This window comes from Geothermobacter hydrogeniphilus (assembly GCF_002093115.1).
Taxonomy (GTDB): Bacteria; Desulfobacterota; Desulfuromonadia; order Desulfuromonadales; family Geothermobacteraceae; genus Geothermobacter_A; species Geothermobacter_A hydrogeniphilus.
Map to the genome: position 1 here is coordinate 1 of NZ_NAAD01000035.1, position 22,548 is coordinate 22,548.

Genomic DNA, 22,548 nt, shown 5'->3' on the forward strand with positions numbered 1-22,548 from the left:
AAAATGGAGCTGGGATATGGGCCGAACGCGCGGATTTGCAGCCAGTTCATGGATAATCCGACAACCTCCTGGTGAGGTTGAGGGCGCTGAGCAGCCAGGGCAGAGTCGGGCTTGATGCCAGGGTCTCCGCCAGTGATTGAACCTTCTGCCGTTCACTGCCGTCAACCGCGGGGAGGCTGGCCAGTACCCCGCAGGAAGCCAGGGAAGCGAGGGCGTGAGGCGCGTTCTGTTGCGCCTGATCGGGAGTTTCGGGCATGCCGCAGAGGATGATGCCGGTTGTCGGAATCTCCATGGTACGGGCGGCAAAGGTCGTCAGCAGGGTATGGTTGATGGTGCCGAGTTCGGTGCGGGCGACCACCAGCAACGGGAAGCCGAGTTGCTTCACCAGGTCGGCGACCAGCAGGCCACCGGCCAGGGGGGCCATCAGGCCGCCGGCCCCTTCAATGATCATAAAGTCGCATTTTGTAGCTGTAGAATCAACAGCTTCTGCTATTTTGTTGAAGTCAATTCTACGGTTTTCCAGCTTCGCCGCCTGGTCCGGTGACAGGGGAGCGGAGAGACGGTAGGGGGAAATGAGGTCATCGGTTTCAGAACTGCCGGCGGCCCACTTCAACAGGCCGGCATCAGGGCCGAGGTCGGCGGGATTGGCGACGCCGGATTCAACCGGTTTGCAGACCCCCACGCGCAACCCCCGTTCGGTCAGGAAACGGGCCAGCCCGGCCGCCACCAGGGTTTTGCCGACACCGGTATCGGTGCCGGTGATGAAAATGCCCCGCCGTTCAGCAGCAGCCAGCAATTTCCATCTCCCCGTCCTGAAACATCTGCAGGTCAATTTCACGGTTGCGGCCGCTGGTGGTCAGGTAGTTGCCGACCATGGTGCCGCTGGCTCCGGCCATAAAAATCCAGGACTGGTACTCGCGAAGATTGGGTTCCCGTCCACCACATACACTGATGGTCCGGTCGGGCATCAGGTAGCGGAACAGGGCAATAATCCGCAGACAGTCCATCGGTGAGAGCTGGCGCCTGCCGGCCAGCGGCGTCCCCTCAATCGGATTGAGGAAGTTGATGGGGATCGAGTCGACCTCAAGTTCGCGCAAGGTGAGTCCGAGTTCAACGCGCTGCGACAGCGACTCGCCCAGTCCGAAAATCCCCCCGCAACAGACTTTCATTCCGGCGTCCTTTGCCACTCGCACGGTCTGGACGTCGTCTTCATAATCGTGGCTGGTGCAGATTTGTGGAAAGTAGCTGCGGGCGGTTTCGAGATTGTGATGATACGTGACACACCCGGCTGCAGCCAGCATGTCCGCTGTTTCCCGGTCAAGAATCCCCAGCGACGCCGAGGGTGCGATACGGGTCTCTTCACGGATGCGCCGCAATGCGGTGAGGATCTGCTCCATCTCCCGACCGGGTGAAATACGCGTTCCCGAGGTGACGATGCCATAGCAGTGGGACCCTTCACGCTCCGCCTGTCGTGCCCCGGCAAGAATTTCGGAGACCGGTTTCAACTCGTAGACCGGGGTGTTTGTCTGGTGGTGGGCGGACTGGGCGCAGAACGCGCAGTTCTCCGGGCAGCGACCGGACTTGGCATTGATGATTGAGCAAAGTTCAGCGCGATTGCCGAAATGACTTTCCCGCAACCAGTGGGCACCGGCAAAAATTGCGCTCAGTTCGGCTCCCCGGGCGGAGAGTATGCCCAGGGCTTCTTCCTCGGTCGGGCATTCTCCATCCTTGCAACGTTCGGCCAGTTTCCACCAGTTATTGATGTTCATCCCGCTCATTTTTCTCTCCCGGTTATCTCGCATGAATTGGCTCAAAATACCCATGGACCACTTGGCTGTCAACCACAGACTGCATTGCGGTTGACAGCCAAGTAGGGAAATTACCATTTTTGTACGCATATTCTCACATCTTATTGACAGCTTGCCTCGGGAGTGTTAGAACACTATTTCATTTTCTACCCTGAAAACAGGGCATTGTCTTTGAATAAGGTTCATTTCATGGGGTTGGATTCATGGTTAAAAAACTGATCGGAAAAAAACTCAAAGCAACACGGTTGAAGAACGATATGACCATTCAGGAGTTGGCCGAAGCCTCCCGCGTCTCGTCCAACATGATTTCCCGTATCGAACGGGGATTGACCATCCCGTCCGTGGAAATACTGATGAAACTGGCGGGTGCCTTCGGCATGAGTATCAACTATTTTGTCGAGGAGGCCGAACGCGGCAGCACCATCGTTCACACTCGCAAGGGGCAGGGCGAACCGATTTTCTTTTTTGAAGACAAGCACCAGATAACCAGTCTGACCCAGGGTCTTCGTGATCCCGGGTTTGCGGTGTTCTATGACACTCTTGAAGAGGGTTGCGACAGCGGTCAGGGTGGCATGGTTCACACGGGCGAAGAGTTTGCCCTGGTGCTGCAGGGACGGATGGAGTTCTTTATCGAAGAGCAGCGCTACCTGCTTGAAGAGGGGGACTCGATCGTCTTCAAGGCGTCACTGCCGCATCGCTGGGTCAACCTGCACACCGGCCGCACCCTGGTCATGTGGGTTGTTTCCCCCCCGCCTGATGTCACTCAGCCGTCAGCTGAAACAGTTCAAGCTTCTGCTGAATAAATTAATAAGTATGTTCTTGTTTTGCAGCCCGGGCTCATTTGCCCGATCAATATGGTGGCCATGAAAATTAAAAAAATTGTCGGCAAGAAATTGAAAGCAATCCGACTGAAGTCGGATATGACCATCCAGGAACTGGCGGAATCCTCCCGGGTATCTTCCAACATGATATCGCGGATTGAGCGCGGCCTGACCATTCCGTCGGTCGAGATCCTGATGAAACTGGCCAATGTTTTCGGCAAAAGCATCAACTATTTCGTCGAGGAAGTCAGTACCACTCACGAAATTGTTCATACCGCGCCCGGCGGGCGGGATACCACCGTCTATGAAGATGAACGCAACATGCTGACCGAATCATTTACCTCGGGGTTGCGTGATCCCCAGTTTATGTCTTTCCTCTGCACGATCCCTAAAGGGGGGATGAGTGGGGAAGAAAACATGTATCATCCCGGGGATGAGTTGATCTACCTGCTGGACGGGCAGCTGAAAGTAACCATCGGGCGGGAGACCTATCTGCTCAATGCCGGTGACAGCCTCACTTTCAAGTCTCATCTGCCCCATCGCTGGGTCAATGTCGGCGAGGATGACGCGCGGGTTATCTGGACACTCTCTCCCTTTACAACGATCTGATCACCATGGCTTTTTTTAAAAAAATCTTCAGCAAAAAAGACCCTCTCGTCGTTATTGAAAATGCCTATCGTCAACAGGCATGGGCCGTTGTGGTCAGCTCTGCCGCCGAACTGAGCCCTGAAACACTGGACCGGAATCCGACCGTCAGTGCCATGGTGGACGAGGCGAGAAAAAATCTTGCCGAGATGAACCTGGAGGAAGCGGCAGCTCGCTTTGCCCAGGGAGATGTCCAGGCCGGGCGCGAGCATCTCGACCTGGCGCGTCAATATGGCGCCGGGGCCGATGCGATTCAGGCCATCTTGACGCAGAACATGGATGAGTCGCCGGATATGGATACGGAATCTGTCTCGGCGACGCCCCCGAAAAATACCGCCTGTACCGATTGTGCCGGCGAACAGACGCTCCTCGAACAGGCGCAGCAGACCGATGACTGGGACCTGTTGCTTGCCGGACTTCCTGAAGAGCAGGCTGCCGCCTACCGGGCGAAATCTGACGGTTTCCGGCAGGCTCTGCAGGCCGCCTATGCCGGTCAGGACGAAGAAGCCTGTTCCCTTTTCGCTGCCCTGCCGGCTGAGGAAAGAGATGCCTCTGTCTGTTACGAACAGGGGGCCGCCCTGGCACGTCTCGGTCACTTTGACGAGGCTCTCGCATTGTTGGACGAAGTGTTGGACGAGACGCCGGATCATCGCCTGGCCCTGGATGCGCTGATGGACATCCACCTGGCCGGCCACCCGGTGGCTGGGCTCGACGAGCGATTGGACGGTATCCCGGAATCTGATCGAAATGCCGGTTTTATAGCGGCCTGCCGTGCCCGCCTGGCCTGGAAAGAGGGACGTGGTCCTGAAGTATTGGAATGCGGCGAAAAGGCTCTGGCCGCAGGGGAGGGGAGTTCTGATATCGTGGAAATGCTGGCTTTTATCTATGAGCAGCAACATCAGTATGACCGTGCTGAACAAACGCTCGGCCTTCTCTCTTCCGCCGGTTGCGGCGGCGGGGTGCATTCTCTGCTGGCAGAGTTCTGGTTGCGCCGCAGGACTCATCTTGACCAGGCCCTTGAATCCTTCAAGTCCTCCGCCAGACGGGAACCGGACAATCCCCGCTGGGTGCTGCGTATAGGCCAGGCCTATCTGGCGAGGGGGTGGCGAAAAGACGGTATCAAGCTTCTCAATCAACTTGCCGGCACCGAAGGCTTGTCGGAAGAATTGCGCGAGGAGATCCACCGCAGCCTTGAAAAGACTTGACCCCATTTTGCAAAAAAGCCAATTCCTTTGGTTGACACTTCTCCTTATGCCTGTATATTTTACATTGATTTCAGGCCGGTAGCTCCATTTGCCGGACGGCCGATGGACACGAGTCAACGTTTCCGTGACCAGACCCGAGGAGGTAAAATGAACAAGTCCGAATTGGTAGAGTCACTCGCTGAATCAAAAGATTTGACATACAAGAAATCTGAAGAGATCGTCAATCTCATCTTTGACTCGATGGCCAAAACACTGGTGGATGGCGGTCGAATTGAAATTCGCGGGTTTGGCAGTTTTGTTGTTAAGGATTACAAGGCCTACACCGGACGTAATCCCAAGACCGGTGAAATTATCAAGGTCAAACCCAAGCGTCTTCCTTTTTTCAAGGTCGGCAAGGAACTGCGGGAAAGAGTGAACACGCCTGACTGATCGTGACATCTCAAAGTACTGGCTAAGTCTTTTCACCGAAAGGCCGGGGTTTTATCCCCGGTCTTTTTTATTGTCCGGGCGGCTCAGACCTCTCTTTTTTTCGCTCCATTTTCTCCGAGGCTGCAAAAAGGGTCGCCGATACTGAAGGTTAGGGGAGGTGCGGAGTGAAAGGGGAGTCCGGCGATGCCGTAAATCGACAAGTTCCAGAGTTCCGGCCTGTTTGGCACAACTCTTGATTGCATCTCTTTATGGACGTCGTGTGTCTTCCTGCCGTCAGCGTTGAACCGTTGGGACGTCCCGCCGGTCGAGATGACTGATCGTATTGATTTCAAGCTATTGAAATGTTATTAATCTGCCGATCTGTCTTAGGTAAGGATTGAGCTGGAAGGGATGTTATGAAGAAGGTTTTGTCAGCCATTTTCAGCAGCGTTTTTTTACTGCTGATCTCAGCGCAGGTTTCCGTGGCGGTACCCACCCAGTATGGTGACACAGGCCTTTTGTCACAACCGACAGCCGAAACACTGAATGCCGGGAATATCTGTCTCGGCGTCTGGAATAATTACTCTTCGGGAAAAACCGAAGATGCGGACATCATGCCGGTCAGCATCACTCTCGGACTCGGTTCTTTTCTCGAAATGTACGGGACTTACCCGAATCTTCTCTTCAATAACGATGAAACCGTCAGCGGCAGGGGGACCGCCAATCTCGGTGCCAAGATCAGGTTCCTGGGAAAACGTTCTTCCCGCTTCAAGATGGCGTTTGAAGGCGAAGGGCGGCGGAGCATTTCTGATGACCCCAATTTTGACGGTCTGACCGATTACGCGACCCGGGTCATCGCCAGCCTCAAGCTCGACCGGGTTGGTTTCCATGTCAATGGCGGTTACATCTTTACTGATGATCCGGTCAATGTCACCTACGACAACCAGACCACCGCGGGGGCCGGCATTGAATTCTATCCCGTTGGTCGCCTGCGCATGATCGCTGAAGGAGACTGGCGTACCAATAAAATTATCGGACGAGATGACTATGCTGAAGTTTCCGTTGGATTCCAGTATTTTATCTCACCACATTTCACCCTTAATCTGGGTGCGTCAGTCGGCCTGACCGACGCAGCTCCCGACTGGCGGCTGCTCGCCGGTTTTTCCGGTTGTCAGGGGATAGGAACCTACCAGCGCCCCATCCCCAAGTTGGTTGAGCCAGCCCTGCCGGAAGAAAAGAAACCGGAAAAACCGAAAAAAGTCGTCAAGATAAAAACCCTTACCCCCCTGGTTCCGGTGGCCGCGCCGGTTGTCAAACCACTGGCCGTCACCCCGGTCAGCAAGCTGGAAGTTGCCGTACCGCCGAAAAAAGAGGTGGTGGTCCTGGAACCTTCCGAGCAACTGGTGATTCCCGATACCGAGGAACTGCAGGCTCTCAATGTTTCTCCCGTGGCGGGAGCGGCTCCTCCCATCCCGAGCAAGCCGATGATCACCAAACCCGTGGAAACGCTCGTTTACCGCAAGTTCCAGATGGACGAGTTCACTTTTGATTTTGACCAGTTCTCGCTGACCGAATCCGGTCGCAAGGCGTTGGCGGTCATCGCGGATGAACTGCGACATGATGACAAATGGTTCGTGATCCGCTTCGATGGTTATACTGACAGTATCGGGTCGGAACGCTACAATGAAAAACTCTCCCTCAAACGGGCGGTTTCGACGGCCACCGGGATGGTCGTCAATAACGGTTTTGATCCCTCCCGTATTTTTGTCAAGGGTTTTGGTGAGAGCAAACCGATTGCCAGTAATGACACTCCGGAAGGGCGGGGCAAAAACCGCCGGGTTGAGATTCTTGTTCTGGTCAAGAAGGCGGAATAGACATGAATGCGAAACTGGGTCTGGTATTTTATGGAGTGCTTACTGCCTGTCTGCTTTGCGCCTCTCTGGCCACGGCAGCCCAACCCAGTGTAGAAGACTTTTTGGGGACTCGTAAGGTTATTGCCGTTATCCCCTTCGGCCTGGGGAGCGCTGACCTCGACAAACCCGCGCGGCACATCATTGACCAGCTTGTCGAGCGTTTGAAACAAGTCGATCCCAAGCGGAAAGTCGTCCGGTTTGAGGGGTTCTCCAGCCCTGAAGGCTCGGAAGTGACCAATATCAACCTATCCATGAAACGGGCAATGGCGGTTGAAGACTACCTCCGAACCGTCTACCATCTTCCCCCAACGCGATATCTTATCGGTCTCGGGGTGGCCGGGGGAACGACTCTTGATGTTGTCGCGCAACGTCGGGTGGAGGTTGTTTTTTATGATAACCTCCTTAATATGGAAGATGCCGAGGTCGATAAGGTGATTATCGACGACAGCAAGGACTAGGGCGATCATGGTCGATCTGAATGCACTGAAAAACAGTTCTCTCTTCAAAGGAATGACCGATGCCGAGATGGCGGCCCTGGCGTCGGTCTTTCATGAAAAAGCCATGACCGAAGGGGCAACCATATTCGTTGAACAGATGCCGGGAGAAATGCTTTACCTGATTCAGTCCGGTACGGTGAAAATCTCCAAGATGCTGGCTGAAGGAGAAGAGAAAACCTTGGTCCTGCTGGGTCCCGAGGATGTTTTTGGCGAAATGGCCATCCTGGACGGCTCTCCCCGTTCGGCGACGGCCAGGGTTGCTGAAAACGCCCGGCTGCTCTGTATTAAAAAGACGGATTTCGAGGTTCTCTGTGATGAACAGCCCCGACTGGGGATGAAATTGATGCGGAATATTATCCGCGTGTTCAGTCAGCGCATCCGCGACAACAATGATGAATTTCGCGACATGCTGCTCTGGTCGCTGGGAAAAAAGAAATCCTGAACTGGAGACTGACCATGAGATTTTTGCTGCCTGTCCTGCTGCTTGTTTTGCTGCCCCTTTTCGGATGCAGCGTATCGATTGTCCCCCAGGCCGGTCGCGGTTACCAGCTCAACAAGGACAACAGTCTTACGGCAGAGAAGGAAAATCTCAAGGTCACGGTCGGAATCCAGGAGCTTGAAGTTGCCCCGTACCGCATGGTCGACAATATCACGTCGTTCAAGGTTACTCTCGATAATGGCGGAGACCGGGAACTGCTGATTCCGCTTGAATCCTTTGTCCTGGTGGATGGGGAAGGCCAGCAGTACCGACCCATCGCGCCGGCGCAAATTCAGCAGATCGTCAAAAAGGATTCCAACTACCTGATTCCCTATCCGTATGTCGGTTACTATTACCTTGAGGACAAAGAGAAGTCTTCCCGCAATCAGACCTTTGAATCGGCACGTCCCTTCTATGCGGAAAACTATCCCCAGGATATCTTTACCCAGGCCCTGCCGGTGGATGCCATCCTGCCGGGGGCCAAGATTTCGGGCCTGCTGTATTTTGTCGTTGAATTGACCAACAAGAAATCCTTTGAGCTTCGCCTCTACCTGCCGGGGACTCCATCCTCCGGACCTCCCGATTTCAGTTTTCCTTTCAGCGTTGAAAAAAACTGATCCTTTCGTTATAGTCACCCCGATTTTTACCGTGGATTCTTCCGGTTTTTATCCGCAGGAACCGATGTCGTAGTCGGTCCGGTTTCCTCTCCCTTTGTCCCTGGAATGTAAAAAGCCATGCTCCTTTTGGAGCGGGGAGGCTCTTGTCCGATGTTTGAACTGCTGTTGAACCGAGATCTGATATTCGGACTCATGGGTGGCCTGGGGCTCTTCCTGTTCGGCATGAAGACCATGTCCGAGGGGCTGCAGAAAATCGCCGGCAACAGGATGCGAAAAATTCTGTCGGCGCTGACAAACAACCGTATTGTCGGCACCCTGGTCGGCCTGGCGGTGACTGCCATTATTCAGTCCTCCAGCGCAACAACAGTTATGGTTGTCGGTTTTGTCAATGCCGGCCTGATGTCCCTGGTGCAGTCGATCGGGGTTGTCCTCGGGGCCAATATCGGCACCACGATCACCGCCCAGATCATTGCTTTCAAGGTTTCCTACCTGGCGCTGCCGGCGATCGGAGTCGGGGCCGGCATGCGGTTGTTTTCACGTCATAGAAAATGGTCCTATCTGGGTGAAATCATCCTCGGCTTCGGGCTGCTTTTTTTCGGCATGGAGACCATGAAGCATGCCTTTGACCCGATAAAAACCAGCCGGGAATTTCACCAGTTTTTCACCCTGGTGGGGGACAACCATCTGCTCGGTGTCCTGATTGGTGCGGTGATGACCGTTATTGTCCAGAGCAGTTCGGCAACCATCGGCATCACCCTCGCCCTTGCATCCTCCGGTCTGCTCAGTTTCGAAGCCAGCATGGCGCTTATTCTCGGCGAGAATATCGGTACCACGATCACCGCCAACCTGGCCGCCATAGGAACCAACCTGGCCGCCAGACGCACGGCCTTTGCTCACTTTCTCTTCAACCTGATCGGTGTCGCCTACATGCTGGCGCTGTTTCCGGTATTCATGCACCTGGTGGATAAAATCACGCCCGGAGATGCCGACTTTGTCATCCGGACTCAGCAACAGGCCATCGACTTCGGCGCCGCCATCGGCGACAAACCGTTTATCAGCCGTCACATCGCCAACACCCACACCCTGTTCAATATCGTCAACACCCTTGTTTTTCTTCCGCTGATCGGCCTGCTGGCCAAACTCAGCACCCTCTGTATCCGGGGCCGGGAGGAGGAGTTCGAATTCCACCTCAAATTTATTGACAGCAGAGTCCTCAATACGCCGCCGATCGCTCTCGGCCAGGCCAGATCCGAAACCCGGCGCATGGCCCACGTCGCCATGGAAATGGTTGATGAAACCCTTGAATTTCTCCGTGACCATGACCTGAAAAGGGTGCCGCAACTGGAAAAGCGCGAAGAACTGGTTGATCTGCTGCAGCGGGAAATAACAGATTTTCTTGTCGCCCTGTCGCAGAAGTCGATTTCCCAGGAGACATCACACCAGCTCGCATCCCTGATGCAGATGGTCAGTGATCTTGAACGGATCGGCGACCACTGTGAGAACCTCTGGCGGCTGGGGCAGAAAAAGATCGAGCAGAAAGTCGTCTTTTCGGAAACCGCCATCGGCGACATTGACAATATCGGCAACCGCTGTCGAGAATTCCTGCAGTTCGTGGTGTCCGCGCTGGAGCGGGAAGACGGCAGCGTGCTGGAAAAAGCCCTCTACCTGGAGGATCGAATCGACAGCCTGGAGAACCAGTTGCGGCAGGGACATATCTCCCGCCTCAATACCGGAGAATGCGCGGTGCCGCAGGGGCTGATCTTTATTGACATGCTGCACAATTTTGAAAAGATCGGTGATCATACCTTTAATGTCGCTCAGGCTGTCGCCGGCAAGAAATAATGCCGCAGAATGTGATATCCATCGGGCTGACGCGGAGACAAGTCGTCTTGTCCGTGTCGGCCGGTTTCGAAACGTTTCAAAAGCCGTGTCTGATTTATTGACCGGGAGGATTGGATGATCTGGAATGATGACTTTGAAACTCTGCCTCGCGAGGCAATTGAAGCCCTGCAGCTGAAACGTCTGCAGCAGACGGTGGCGAGAGTTCAGGCGACCGTGCCTTTTTACCGTGAACACTTTGCCCGGGCCGGGGTCTCCGCCGATCAGATCGGGTCGCTGCAGGACCTGAGACGACTGCCCTTCACCCTCAAACAGGATCTGCGGGACAACTATCCCTACGGTCTGTTTGCCGTCCCCCTGGAACAGATTGTCCGCATCCACGCCTCATCCGGCACCACCGGCAAGCCGACCGTGGTCGGCTACACCCGCCGCGATATCGAAACCTGGTCCGAACTGATGGCGCGTTCTTTTGCCGCAGCCGGAGCCGACAAGGGCGACGTCATTCATAACGCCTACGGATACGGGCTTTTTACCGGCGGTCTGGGCGCCCATTATGGGGCTGAACGGATCGGCGCTTCGGTCATCCCCATGTCCGGCGGCAACACCAAAAAACAGATCATGATCATGCAGGATTTCGGCTCAACAGTTCTGACCTGCACCCCGTCCTACTGTCTTTTTCTCGCCGAAGCGGCAGCGGAGGAGGGGCTCGATATCCGTAATTTCAAGCTGCGGGTCGGCATCCACGGGGCAGAACCCTGGAGCGAGAAGATGCGCGAGGAGATTGAGCAGAAACTCGGCATCAAGGCCATCGACATCTACGGCTTGTCCGAGATCCTCGGCCCCGGTGTCGGTATCGAGTGCATCGAAGCCCAGAATGGTCTGCATATCTGGGAAGATCATTTCATTCCGGAAATCATCAACCCGGAGTCCGGCGAGGTGCTGCCGCATGGTGAACACGGTGAACTGGTGATCACCACCATCACGAAAGAGGGGATTCCACTGATTCGTTACCGGACCCGGGATATTACGAGACTGCTGCCGGAACCCTGTATCTGTGGCCGGACTCACATGCGACTGAAGCGGATGAGCGGACGCAGCGACGACATGCTGATCATTCGCGGGGTGAACGTGTTCCCATCGCAGATCGAATCGGTGCTGTTCAATATCGAGGGTATCGACCCGCATTACCAGCTGGTGGTCGATCGCGAAGGGAATCTCGATACCCTGGAAGTTCAGGTTGAGGTGAATGAGAAAACGTTCTCCGATGAAGTCAAGGAGATGCAAAACCTTTCCCGGCGCATCCGGAAGGATATCAAGGATCTGCTCGGTGTCACCTGCAGCGTCCGCCTGGTTGAGCCGAAGACTCTTGCCCGCAGCGAAGGGAAGGCGGTGCGGGTCATTGATAAACGAAAATCCCTGGACTCCTGAGATCCAGCCCTGAAGCGAGGAGCATAGGATGAAAGTTCAACAGATCTCAGTCTTTATCGAAAACAAGACCGGGCGACTGGCCGAAGTGACCCGGGTGCTCGGTGGTGCCGACATCAGTATTCGCGCCCTGTCGTTGGCTGACACCTCCGACTTCGGCATTCTGCGCTTGATTGTTGATCAGACCGACAAGGCGCAGGCGATTCTCAGGCAGGACGGGTTCACGGTCAGCAAGACCGAAGTTGTGGCGATTGAAGTTCCCGACCGCCCGAAAGGCCTGAACGAGATTCTAGAAATTCTTGAACAAGCCGGCATCAATGTTGAGTACATGTACGCTTTTGTCGATCGCAGGGGAGGGCGTGCTATCATCATTTTTCGTTTTGAGGATATCGAGAAAGCCCTGGCCACCCTGCCGAAATCGGGGGTTCAGCTGATCAAAAGTGAAATTTTTCAAACCCCCTGAAGTGTGTTCCGAACTCCCCCAGACGGGAAGACAGCATCTCAATACTTGTCTCGTGGCATTCGCAACTAGTGAATGTCATAGAACTTTTCGCGCAATGCCGGGGTTGTTCCGAGACATTTTTTTGGCTTGACATTCAGAGGCCGATACATGATAATCCGCCGAGTTGGTTGACGGGGCGTAGCGCAGCCTGGTAGCGCACCTGCATGGGGTGCAGGGGGTCGGAGGTTCAAATCCTCTCGCCCCGACCATTGACCACACAGGGAAAACCTTTTATAAGGTTTTCCCTTTTTTATTGCCCGGCATTTTCCTTCACATTTGTCCGAATCTAACAAAAAACTAACGGTTTGGAGAATGGTTATTTGTGACCATTTAGGTTAGCATGTAGAGAGCGATTAATTGTCCCTCTAAATGGTGGGTTGGCAATCATGGTTGCGAACAACCTGTATTTTCGAATTTTCAGCAGGTTCGGCAGGAGTTCAGCTCTTGTTGGCGGATTGCTGTTACTCGGATTTCAGGCTTACGCACTGACCGGGCGCAGTCCGCCGCCCATCGAAGAAGAGTTTACGACCGTCCAGTACTTTGAACGTGGGACCAGATTTTATAATAATGGGCAGTTCGGCCTGGCGCTGGATAATTTTTCTCTGGCAGCCATGGCCGGCAACAGTGAGGCCGCGATCCAGGCAGGCCTGATGTATGATTTCGGGCGTGGTGTGCCGCGCAGTTTCGATGCGGCAGGACGATGGTACAGTCACGCTGCGGAAATGGGATCGGAAGAAGGTCTTTACATGCTCGGTCACATGGAAGAGTACGGCGAAGGCCGCCCGAAAAATTTTGCCAAGGCTTATCGCTGGTATGCTGAAGCCGCAGCGCTCGGGCAATCCAATGCCCAGTTTGCCCTTGGAGAATTCTACCTGAAGGGCAAATTCGTTCACGCCAGTCAACCCAAGGCCGAGTACTGGCTCTCCCTGGCTGCCAAACAGTGCCATCAATCTGCTATCGACCTGTTATTCAAGATACAACCCGCCAGGGCGGATTCACTGAAGAAGGGTTGTTGACTCCTCGGGTAAGCCTTGCTTGATTTAGGGACTTTTACAGTCTACGTCGCATAATGATCATTATGTAAACTTTGGTTTTGTTTGATGATGGCCGAGATGTTGTTACCAGTACAACTCCAAAGCGGCCATTTCCAGGTCGCCCTCCTCGCAGGATGTTACAAGATCTTTCCGCACCGCTTTGAACATAGTTTTTTTTCTTGGCGAATCCACCTCGTCATCGATACGAATAGCTCCCATCTTGCGAATCGTACTCAATCTCAACACTCCCATCAGCCTCCACCCAATAAAGCTGTATACCTATCTTGGTCACTTCGGCACAAGCATCAGCAAGGCAATCCCGCAAATATGGATTATTAGGCTGGGCAATCGCTACCTCTGCCCCTATATTTCGCGCTCTCTCTTCCAGGCATTTCACTATCGCTTTGCCAAAGTGAGTTTTAATCTGGCCGGAAGTAAACCTGTCGCGCTTCGTAACGGGTGAAGTTTTGGATCCTTTTGCACCCTTGGCCTCTACAATCAGCGTCTGGGTTCCCTTAATTGCCAAAATGTCGATTCCCTGTTGATGGCCGAGACATTGTGTGATGATTTCCCATCCACTTGATTCTAGCCATCGGGTCAGCTTCAAGACAACCTCATCTTCCGTCAACAAATTATCATCGGACTGCTCTGGCCTGTCGGTACCATTGCCACTGCAAATGGACCAATGAACAAATGGATCTTCGCCTTCAGCCAAACGACTCAGATAGAAGCCCTTCTCGCGCAACTTTTTCCGCAACACTTTCTGCCGACTTGAGTCAGAGGCATCACGGGCATTGCCCAGTTGGACTAACAGTTCATAAACATCTGGGCAATTCAGCTTGATCTTGCTGAGCAATGCCCGAGGAATCTCAACGTAATTCGGCATGAACCCTCCTCAAATCATTCAGCAGGAATATCTTCTTCCCCCAGGTCCTCGGCAATCAACCGAAACTGCTCCAGCGCCGCCTCCAGGTCCTGGGCAATCTCGGCCGCAATCACCCCGGGCTCCGGCAGGTTGTCGGAATCCTCCAGTGAGTCATCCTTGAGCCAGAAGATGTCGAGGCTGGCCTTGTCGCGGGCAACCAGCTCTTCGTAGTCGTAACAGCGCCAGCGGCCGTCCGGATTTTCTTCGCACCAGGTCGACTGGCGGATCCCGGCAGTGTAAAGCTCGACGAATTCGTCGAGGTCGCTGCGCTTGAGCGGGCTGGTCTTGAGGGTGAAATGCTTGTTGGTGCGCAGATCGTAGATCCAGAGCTTCTTGGTCCAGGGGGTTTCAGAGGCCGGTTTGCGATCGAAGAACAGCACGTTCGCCTTGACGCCCTGGGCGTAGAATAGACCGGTCGGCAGGCGCAACAGGGTGTGGACGTCGCATTCGTGCAGCAGCTTGCGGCGGATCGTCTCCCCTGCTCCGCCTTCGAACAGCACGTTGTCAGGCACGACCACCGCGGCGCGGCCATGCTGCTTGAGCAGGGTCTTGACGTGCTGGATGAAGTTGAGCTGCTTGTTCGAGGTGGTGGCCCAGAAGTCGTCACGCTCAACCGTTTCCTTCTCTTTGGCGACCTTGCCGTCCTCAGCGACAATGGTGGTGCTGCTCTTCTTGCCGAAGGGGGGATTGGTGAGGATGATATTGAAGCGATCCCCCGGATCGGCGGCCAGCGAGTCGGCGACCACCAGCGGCAGATTGCTGTCCGGTCCTGCCTGACCTTCAGGCGCAGACGTGCCGCCGATGCCGTGCAGCATCAGGTTCATGGCGCACAGCCGCGCGGTCGACTGGACCAGTTCCCAGCCCTTGAAGGTGCCCTCCTTGAGCTTTTTTCGCTCGTCCTTGGTCATGTGCGGGAAGTTGTCAACCATGCTGTCATGCGCTGCCAGCAGAAACCCGCCGGTGCCGCAGGCCGGGTCGCAGATGGTTTCGCCCGGTTTCGGCGCGATGCAGTCGACAATCGCCTGAATCAGTGGACGCGGGGTGAAATACTGCCCTGCCCCGCTCTTGGTGTCCTGGGCGTTCTTCTCCAGCAGCCCTTCGTAGGCGTCCCCCTTGACATCGGCGCTCATCACCGACCAGTTTTCCCGGTCGATCAGATCGACGATCAGGCGGCGCAGCTTGGCCGGGTCCTGGAACTTGTTCTGCGACTTGCTGAAGATCAGGCCGAGCAAGCCCTTTTCGTTGCCGAGAGCCTCCAAGGTGTGGCGGTAATGGTCGAACAGCTCGTCGCCGTCCTTTTTCACCAGCGTCGGCCAGGCGTAATCGGCCGGGACATTGCTCTTTTGGTTGTACGGCGGCCGGGTCCGCTCGTCGGCCATCTTGAGGAAGAGCAGATAGGTGAGCTGCTCGACGTAGTCGCCGTAGCTCATGCCGTCGTCGCGCAGGACGTTGCAGAAATTCCAGAGTTTTTGGACTATTGCGGCTGGAGTCATGCGTTTTTATCCTTTATTCACCCTTCCGGGGATGTTTTTTACTGATCGAAAAACCAGGGCAGTGTATAATTTTGCGTATGAGTAAAACACTTCTTACAACAAATCCACATCTCAAGAACAAGGTTGCGCGTGAGCGGGCCCTGACCCGCAACATCGAAAGCTCCTCGGCCATCGAGGGCATTCAGGTCAAGCGCGACGCTAAGACCGGGCAGTTTGTCACAACTGGATCTTTTGCCAAAGAGACCCGTGTCATCGAGAAGAAAGCTCAATAACGTCAGCAAACAGCCGGGCCATCGGTCGATAATTCTTATCCATTCCAGCCCTTACCGCCGCAAAATATTCTTCTTTGCGGCACCCGGCCATCTCGCTGAAATCAAGCAACGGCAATCCGGCCTGTAGTCCCATCAATGTTGCCAGCAGACGACCAAGGCGACCATTGCCCTCCCGAAACGGATGGATCAGCATCAACTCGACGTGAACCTCTGCCAGGGCGCGGGTGATTGCATCACGGTCAGTGAAGATGCAAGGTGTGTAGCGTTTTAGCTGCTCACGTTCGAATTCGGCCATCAAAAACGGGATAGCGTGGGCCATGGCAAAGGGAAAACCATCCTTGCCCAGGTTGACGTGACGATACTTGCCGGCCCACGGGTAAATCCGGCCAAGCCACAGGCGATGCATGGCGCAAATGTCTTGTGCAGTAAATGACTGATCGTGCCTGACCTCAGCCAGCAACTTTTCCTCGGCGAACCACAATTCGGCCGTTTCGGCAACCTCCAGCTCATCAAGAGAGGAGATGCCAAGTAGGTTTTTCAGCACCCTACCGTTGGACCCCGGTTCGTATTGGCCCTCGGGCATGCCGGAGGTATCGTAGCGATCTGATGGTGTCATGATTTCAGGTTTTATCCGGATCTCAATTCAATAACTGATTGATGATAATAAACATATTGCCTTAGGCCTTGAATCGATATCCTCCAACACTACATCCTGTCGGCCGTGTTTGGTTCCAAATTGTGATAAGTTTGTCTTTCGCTCTCAAATGCCACCATTTGACTAGCCTATAGCTTCCAGGATTCAGTTTGCCGGTCAATAATGAGCAATCGTCAATGGCAAACGTAGCCTCCATATTTCCTGTCTGGACATGAAAGTGTGGCGGCGGATGTTCATTGACATGAATTTCTATTCTTAGACCTTTGACCCTCTCCACAAGCTGCCGTGTGCGAAGCAGACTACCATCTTCCCAGACAGAAAAACTGTCGCTAAGCAACAACCAGAGGATTTTTGCTAAATCATTAAGATCCGTTGATTGAGAAATATAATCTTCAATCAACTCTGTTTCGTTCAAGATACAGTTTCCATGGTTAAGTTAAAGCGTACCGCGCCCCCCGCCTTTCCCCCGTCTGCCTGACCTTCTCCACCTGCTTCAATTCACGGATCGCGGTGTTCCACTCCCCCACCGTCAAACCGAGGGAGCCGACCAGGTCAGCGCGGGAATACTCGTGACCGGGTTCCATAACGGCCAGGATGCGTTCGACCACGGAGCCTCCATAGGTGGCAGACTCTTCGGCGACCAGGGGCAAAGGCTTCGGTGAAGGCGCACCTGCATGGGGTGCAGGGGGTCGATGCTTACGGGGGCGGGCAACCTGTCTTTTTGCCTGTACGTTTTGTGTCGCCCGAATCTGCTCCAGCAGCACGCCGGCCGGTTCATCGTTGGGGTTCTGGGGAACGAGTTTGCCGGTAAAGGCTTGCTTGAGGATTGACTGGCGCAGTTGTTCGGCGCGTTGGAGATTGGCCTCAACCTGAGTTTCTGCCTCGGCAATGATTGAGAGATGGCGTTCGACTTCGGCGACAATTCGGTGTTGTTCGGATAAAGGAGGAATTGCTACAGATGCGGCGCGTACATCCTCTAGATTCAATGTTTTCCGTGCGACTTCATGAGATTTTGATGTCATTTCCGCGACTTTAGCCGGATTCCTAAACCATATCTCAATCCAGTGGACATCAACTGCCTCGGCAATAGGGACCACCCCTACTGCTCGAGCGACATTGGCCCCTTTCAATGTTTCTGGCACCAACGCTGTTCGGCCGATTGCTCCGACAAGAGTTATTAGGAGCTCACCCCCCGCAAGCTTTGTACGTGGATATTGAGCCGCAATTTCGGGGGAGATTCTTTTGAGCCCTGAAAGATCTACTCGGCCATCACCGATATCACCGACTCGCACAAAGGGGATACCGTCTTCCACATCATCTCCTGGCTGCAGGACACCGTACGCGCAAGGCCGGTTCGCAAAATTAAGCTGCTCAACTGTCGTCCACACCCACCCCGCCGGCAAATCCGGCAGCCCATCCGTATCCGGCGCCACAGGCTCCTTGTATTTCCCCTTCCATTTGTCATTCTTGGGAACCTTGCCCTTGGCCTCCATCTTGGCCAGTTCGGCTTCTTCCCACTTCGCCCGCCGTTCTTCAAGAATCCGCTCCAGCAGCTTGTCGGCAGGTTCGATATCCGGGTTTTGTTTGCGCCATTCTTCGGTGAGCTTGCCTTCGACAGCGGCTTTGAGAACGGCGGCTTTGTAGCGTTTGAGGTTGGCCTTGACCCGCTTGAGGTTGGCGACGGCCTTGTCGAGGCGGGAGACTTGTTTTTCGATTTCGGCGACAATGTGTTTTTGAACCTCTGGTGCGAACAGGGGGATTTGAAACCGCAATAACTCCTTTGTTTCAATGCTGTTGACAGTCGTCCCCTGCTTGCTGCATTCGTTCAGAATTTCGCGATTAAAGGCCTGCAGGGCAAAGACAACATACCTTGGATCAATGCCCTCGCTAGGCACAAGCGCTTTCAAATCCTGATTAATCGTGACAGGCACGTCCACGACAGCTACTGGAAAGGTATGCCTCAAAATGCCACTTCGCGTCACAACGAGGACTGAGCCTGCTGGCAAAAGATTTGTCGTAGATTCTTCAACTGCTTTTTCGGTAATGGAATCCTCTGCCCCCTTGATGTAATCAACCTTCATATCCTTGGGCGAAACCCAGGGAATTGTTCCATTTTCCCAATAGGCTGGTACACGCTTTGATGGTGTCCCTCCCCCAAACCATCGGCCAAGGTCCTTTAAGGGAACCAAGGGCACTTCACTCCTTTTTAAACTGCTCACGATGCCAACACCTTAATTCCAATATTGCTTTCTGTAGGGGCAATTCATGAATTGCCCCTACGGATGAATTGCCCCTACGATATTTTTATACATGAATTGCCTATGATATCTTTCATACGTGAATCGCCCCAACGCACCACGTCAGGCCTCTACGACGGCGGGTTAATCCGCCTCGGATGGTTCTCGTCCTCTTCCCATCTCACCGGGTTGTCGGCAATGTACCGCCGGATACCGTCCAATTCCCGGTCGTCCCGGATGATCCGTTCGTAATAATTGCGTTGCCAGACCGGAACCCCGGGGTTATCGCGCCATTGATTGATGCGTTTGGCCGAATTCATTTTCAGGTAACCGACAACCTTTGGAAGGGTCATTGTGCGCCGAGCCAACCGGTGGGATTTGCGCATGGTGTTGTCGTCCCGTAGGGGCAATTCATGAATTGCCCCTACCTTCTGGGTCTTTTCGTTGATCACGATGACCCCGTGGATATGGTTCGGCATGACAACGAAGGCATCCACCTCGACGTCGGGAAACCTTTCCGGCAATGAATTCCAGATCGTCCCAACGCACAGACCGGCCCTATTCAAACACACGTCCCCGTTCGTGACCTCACCGAACAGACATTCCCGTTCAAACGTGCAAATTGTGATGAAATATGCACCGGCACTGCTGTAATCATAATTGCGCAATCGAATGGAACGACGGTGATGAATTTCGGCGTTAAACACGTCCCCCCCCCTGTTCATGTAGGGGCAATTCATGAATTGCCCCTACGGTATTGTCCCTACATCGGAATTACGCCGCCAATGTCTCGTTCAATTCCTCCAGAATGCACTCCAAATCCTCGCCGAAAATTTGCCACACCTTGCCGATCCCACCCTCCTGCGCAAAGGGCGCATAATCAAAATCGTCCGTCTCGATCTGCAGATTCGCCGCAATATGATCGCGGATCATCTCCAACCACTTGCGCTGCTCATCCGTAAACCGCTTACCGCTCGCCTGCTGCTGCTCAACCCAGGCGCGGAAATTGACCTGCACCTTCTCGGGAAACGGCACCAGCTCGTTCTCCTGCTGCATGGCAAAGCGCACCAGCGAGACCAGGTCGGTCAAAATATGATTGGCCGCCGCGCCGCGCACCTTACCGGCCTCCAGCTTCTGATAGGCCGCCCACAGCTCATCCGGCACGCGCTTTTCCCAACCCTGCGGGTGGGTCTGGTAGATACGCAACTGCTCGACCTGGGCGACCAGCTTTTCGGCCAGCTCACGCACATCCTCAAACCGCAGCCGCTGCTTGTAGGGTTGAGAATAGAGCACCTGCAAGGCGGTGATCTCGTCCTTGTTCTCTTCGATAAACTGCTCGAACGATGCCACCACCCCTTGGGCCTTCTCTTCGCTGAAACCGGCGAAAAGGACCGTATCGGTGCTGACCGTGTCGATAATCTGTTCGTTCCTCTTCTTGATTTCCAGCAGCAGTTCACGCAGTTCGGGATTGCAGAGCGGCTTGACCGCCTCGCCGATCATCTGTGCCGCCGCCTGTTTCCTCTGCTTATCGTCCGGCTCGCTGGTGTCAAAGAGCTTCTGTGCGCGCGTCAGGTGCTTATCCGGCTCCAACGCCTCGACCAGCTCACCATTGAACTGTTTGAGGGTCTTGCCGTCGAGCAGTTCGGTGATTTTCTGCTGGTCTTCGGTATCCAGTTTTTTCTCCATCCGCGCCAGCCGCGCGGCCACCGAGGAGACCACATCGATCTCGGTATTGCCGAAGGCAACCGCCTGCAGCAGCTTCTCGAAGCCGACATTCTTCTTGCGCTCCAGCGGCAGCGAGTCGGTCTGATCCATCTCGCAGACGCCGACCGCATCGACAATGACGAAATGATCCTTGGTCACTGCATCGGGGGTCACCGCCTGCAGATCATTATCATCAATAATCCGTACCCCGCGTCCTTTCATTTGCTCAAAATAGGCGCGGGACTTGACCGTCCGCATAAAGAAGACACACTCGACCGCCTTGATGTCGGTGCCGGTGGCGATCATATCGACGGTGACGGCGATGCGCGGAAAGTAGCTGTTGCGGAACGAGGCGATCAGGTCCTCGGGTCTGGCCCCGGTGGTGCGGTAGGTGATCTTCTGGGCGAAGTCGTTCCCCTTGCCGAATTCCTCGCGCACGATCCTGACAATATCCTCGGCATGGGAATCATCCTTGGCAAAGATCAGGGTCTTGGGCACCTCGGTCCGGTTGGGGAAGATCTCGGTAAAAAGCTTGTCGCGATAAGTCTGAATCACGGTGCGGATCTGATCGACGGCGACCACGTCGCGATCAAGCTGCTTCGCTTCATAGCTGACATCGTCGTCGAGCTGCTCCCAGCGCACTTCGCGGGTCTCGCGGTCACGTTTGTCAACATAGTATCCGGCCTCGACTTCGCTCCCCTGTTCGGTGATGCTGGTCTTGATCCGGTAGACATCGTAATTGACATTGACCCCGTCGGCGACGGCGTGCGGGTGTCCGTACTCCATCACCAGGTTCTTGTTGAAGAAGCCGAAGGTCTGTTTGCTCGGGGTTGCGGTCAGGCCGATCAGGTAGGCATCGAAATACTCCAGCACCTGGCGCCAGAGGTTGTAGATCGAGCGGTGACACTCGTCGGTGACGATGATGTCGAAGGTGCCGATGGGGATATCGGGATTGTAGGTGATCGGTTCCGGCTCCTTGAACAGGCTGCCGAGTTCTCCCATCGATTCTTCGTCCAGTTCCTCGGGCAGTTCGCGCCCTTTCAGCATTGAGAAGAGCCGCTGGATGGTGCAGATAGTGACCCGTGCGGTGGTATCGAGGACGTTGCTGGTCATCTGCTGGACAATGTACTCTTCGCTGAACTTGAAGTTGTTGTAGGGCGAAACGTACTGCTGAAACTCCTTGAGGGTCTGACGCCCCAGGTTGCCGCGATCGACCAGAAAGAGCACCCGGCGCGCCCCGGCGAACTTGATCAGGCGGTAGATGAAGTTGATGCCGGTGAAGGTCTTTCCCGAGCCGGTCGCCATCTGGATCAGCGCCCGCGGGCGGTTCTCTTTGAGCGAAACTTCAAGGTTCTGAATCGCCTTGATCTGCGCCGGCCACAAGCCTTCCGTTTTCAGTTCCGGCATCTGTTGGAGGCGGGCGAGAAAGGTTTGCGGCGTGGATTCGGCCGCGATCGATGCGCCACCCAGGTTCCCGGGGAGGCCGTGTTGCGGCAGGGCCGAATCGAGCAGGTCGGCCAGCAGTTCCGGACGATGAAAAGCAAAGACGTTGCGCGAGCGGGGCTCGGGATCAAGCCCGTTGGTGAAACGGGTTTCGGTCCCGGTTGATTCATAACAGAAAGGGAGCGGATTGTGCCAGCGCGGCAGGCCGTCGGGCAGCCCGGTGGTGTATCTGGCCGACTGGATTTCCACCCCGGTGAGGGTGGTGCCGACTTTCTTGGCCTCGATGACTCCAGCCGCCCTGCCGTCGACATAGAGCAGGTAATCGGCAAAACCATGCCCCGGCAGGGGAAATTCGCGGATCGCCACCCCGCGGCCGGCATGGATATCAGCGGCGGAAACGTCCTGGACAAGCCAGCCGCATGCGGCGAGCATCGCATCGATCTGCCGCCTGGCTTCTGCCTCCGGTGCTGGTGTCATAACCCCTCCAAATCACACTGAATCAGAACGATGTCACAGAAAAACTTAAATTATCACCTGTTGTCGAAATTCCCAAGGATTTTTGGTTTAGGAGACTGTTGATGAAATGGTCTCCCCCCACTACCTAAATCGGCGTCAAGGCGCCATGAT

22 protein-coding genes and 1 tRNA gene are annotated in these 22,548 nt (G+C 54.8%); 14 read left to right on the forward strand and 9 right to left on the reverse strand.

Annotated features, from left to right (window positions below; all coding sequences use genetic code 11):
* Positions 1-46: 46 nt before the first annotated feature.
* Positions 47-796, reverse strand: a complete 750-nt coding sequence (gene bioD / locus B5V00_RS16130; RefSeq protein WP_245804003.1) for a dethiobiotin synthase — start codon at positions 794-796, stop codon at positions 47-49.
* Entirely contained in the window at positions 780-1,769 is a 990-nt protein-coding gene (gene bioB, locus B5V00_RS16135; RefSeq protein ID WP_085011857.1) for a biotin synthase BioB, read from the reverse strand. The genes bioD and bioB overlap by 17 nt, the downstream gene beginning before the upstream one ends.
* A 242-nt stretch (positions 1,770-2,011) precedes the next feature.
* On the opposite strand from bioB, the gene B5V00_RS16140 reads away from it, so the two are divergent.
* The 13 genes from B5V00_RS16140 (at position 2,012) to B5V00_RS16200 (ending at position 13,174) form a co-directional block, all read left to right on the forward strand.
* Positions 2,012-2,611 carry a helix-turn-helix domain-containing protein gene (locus B5V00_RS16140; RefSeq protein WP_085011837.1) on the forward strand — a complete coding sequence of 200 codons (600 nt, stop codon included), beginning with the start codon at positions 2,012-2,014 and terminating at the stop codon, positions 2,609-2,611.
* Between the two features lie 60 nt (positions 2,612-2,671).
* Entirely contained in the window at positions 2,672-3,238 is a 567-nt protein-coding gene (locus B5V00_RS16145; protein WP_085011838.1) for a helix-turn-helix domain-containing protein, read from the forward strand.
* A gap of 5 nt (positions 3,239-3,243) precedes the next feature.
* Positions 3,244-4,479, forward strand: coding sequence for a tetratricopeptide repeat protein (locus B5V00_RS16150; RefSeq protein WP_085011839.1), 1,236 nt, complete (start codon positions 3,244-3,246; stop codon positions 4,477-4,479).
* Positions 4,480-4,626: 147 nt separating this feature from the next.
* Positions 4,627-4,908: an HU family DNA-binding protein gene (locus B5V00_RS16155; protein WP_085011840.1), complete on the forward strand. Its 282-nt coding sequence runs from the start codon at positions 4,627-4,629 to the stop codon at positions 4,906-4,908.
* 395 nt (positions 4,909-5,303) lie between these two features.
* Positions 5,304-6,761, forward strand: coding sequence for an OmpA family protein (locus tag B5V00_RS16160; protein WP_085011841.1), 1,458 nt, complete (start codon positions 5,304-5,306; stop codon positions 6,759-6,761).
* A 2-nt stretch (positions 6,762-6,763) separates the two neighbouring features.
* Entirely contained in the window at positions 6,764-7,258 is a 495-nt protein-coding gene (locus B5V00_RS16165; protein WP_085011842.1) for an OmpA family protein, read from the forward strand.
* A 7-nt stretch (positions 7,259-7,265) separates the two neighbouring features.
* Positions 7,266-7,739: a Crp/Fnr family transcriptional regulator gene (locus B5V00_RS16170; RefSeq protein WP_085011843.1), complete on the forward strand. Its 474-nt coding sequence runs from the start codon at positions 7,266-7,268 to the stop codon at positions 7,737-7,739.
* Positions 7,740-7,753: 14 nt separating this feature from the next.
* On the forward strand, positions 7,754-8,392 hold the full coding sequence (locus B5V00_RS16175) for a hypothetical protein (protein WP_085011844.1): 639 nt from the start codon (positions 7,754-7,756) through the stop codon (positions 8,390-8,392).
* Positions 8,393-8,542: 150 nt separating this feature from the next.
* Positions 8,543-10,234 (forward strand): Na/Pi cotransporter family protein, encoded by a 1,692-nt coding sequence (locus tag B5V00_RS16180; RefSeq protein ID WP_085011845.1) that lies wholly within the window; start codon positions 8,543-8,545, stop codon positions 10,232-10,234.
* A gap of 114 nt (positions 10,235-10,348) precedes the next feature.
* Complete coding sequence (locus B5V00_RS16185) at positions 10,349-11,659, forward strand: phenylacetate--CoA ligase family protein (RefSeq protein WP_085011846.1); 1,311 nt, start codon at positions 10,349-10,351, stop codon at positions 11,657-11,659.
* A 28-nt stretch (positions 11,660-11,687) separates the two neighbouring features.
* Positions 11,688-12,119 carry an ACT domain-containing protein gene (locus tag B5V00_RS16190; protein WP_085011847.1) on the forward strand — a complete coding sequence of 144 codons (432 nt, stop codon included), beginning with the start codon at positions 11,688-11,690 and terminating at the stop codon, positions 12,117-12,119.
* A gap of 171 nt (positions 12,120-12,290) precedes the next feature.
* Positions 12,291-12,367 (forward strand) — tRNA-Pro (locus B5V00_RS16195).
* A 177-nt stretch (positions 12,368-12,544) separates the two neighbouring features.
* The gene (locus B5V00_RS16200; RefSeq protein ID WP_085011848.1) at positions 12,545-13,174 is read left to right on the forward strand and encodes a tetratricopeptide repeat protein; all 630 of its coding nucleotides are present in this window, start codon (positions 12,545-12,547) and stop codon (positions 13,172-13,174) included.
* A 214-nt stretch (positions 13,175-13,388) separates the two neighbouring features.
* On the opposite strand, the gene B5V00_RS17340 is transcribed toward B5V00_RS16200, so the two are convergent.
* Both B5V00_RS17340 and B5V00_RS16210 read right to left on the reverse strand, forming a co-directional pair.
* Positions 13,389-14,078 carry a hypothetical protein gene (locus tag B5V00_RS17340; protein ID WP_085011849.1) on the reverse strand — a complete coding sequence of 230 codons (690 nt, stop codon included), beginning with the start codon at positions 14,076-14,078 and terminating at the stop codon, positions 13,389-13,391.
* A 14-nt stretch (positions 14,079-14,092) separates the two neighbouring features.
* Positions 14,093-15,610 carry a type I restriction-modification system subunit M gene (locus B5V00_RS16210; RefSeq protein WP_085011850.1) on the reverse strand — a complete coding sequence of 506 codons (1,518 nt, stop codon included), beginning with the start codon at positions 15,608-15,610 and terminating at the stop codon, positions 14,093-14,095.
* Positions 15,611-15,687: 77 nt separating this feature from the next.
* Between B5V00_RS16210 and B5V00_RS17060 the strand changes: the two genes are divergently transcribed.
* Positions 15,688-15,882 (forward strand): hypothetical protein, encoded by a 195-nt coding sequence (locus B5V00_RS17060; RefSeq protein WP_139800813.1) that lies wholly within the window; start codon positions 15,688-15,690, stop codon positions 15,880-15,882.
* Here the strand turns inward: B5V00_RS17060 and B5V00_RS16215 are convergent.
* The 5 genes from B5V00_RS16215 to B5V00_RS16235 all read right to left on the reverse strand — a co-directional run bounded on the left by B5V00_RS16215 (position 15,860) and on the right by B5V00_RS16235 (position 22,398).
* Positions 15,860-16,498 carry a Fic/DOC family protein gene (locus B5V00_RS16215; RefSeq protein ID WP_085011851.1) on the reverse strand — a complete coding sequence of 213 codons (639 nt, stop codon included), beginning with the start codon at positions 16,496-16,498 and terminating at the stop codon, positions 15,860-15,862. The two genes, B5V00_RS17060 and B5V00_RS16215, sit on opposite strands and share 23 nt — an antisense overlap.
* 61 nt (positions 16,499-16,559) lie before the next feature.
* Complete coding sequence (locus tag B5V00_RS16220; protein ID WP_172399789.1) at positions 16,560-16,952, reverse strand: DUF4160 domain-containing protein; 393 nt, start codon at positions 16,950-16,952, stop codon at positions 16,560-16,562.
* A 16-nt stretch (positions 16,953-16,968) separates the two neighbouring features.
* Positions 16,969-18,756 (reverse strand): restriction endonuclease subunit S, encoded by a 1,788-nt coding sequence (locus B5V00_RS16225; RefSeq protein ID WP_085011853.1) that lies wholly within the window; start codon positions 18,754-18,756, stop codon positions 16,969-16,971.
* Between the two features lie 149 nt (positions 18,757-18,905).
* A complete protein-coding gene (locus B5V00_RS16230; protein WP_245804004.1) occupies positions 18,906-19,481 on the reverse strand; it encodes a transposase in 576 nt (191 codons plus the stop codon).
* 67 nt (positions 19,482-19,548) lie between these two features.
* Positions 19,549-22,398: a type I restriction endonuclease subunit R gene (locus B5V00_RS16235; protein WP_085011855.1), complete on the reverse strand. Its 2,850-nt coding sequence runs from the start codon at positions 22,396-22,398 to the stop codon at positions 19,549-19,551.
* Between the last annotated feature and the right edge of the window lie 150 nt (positions 22,399-22,548).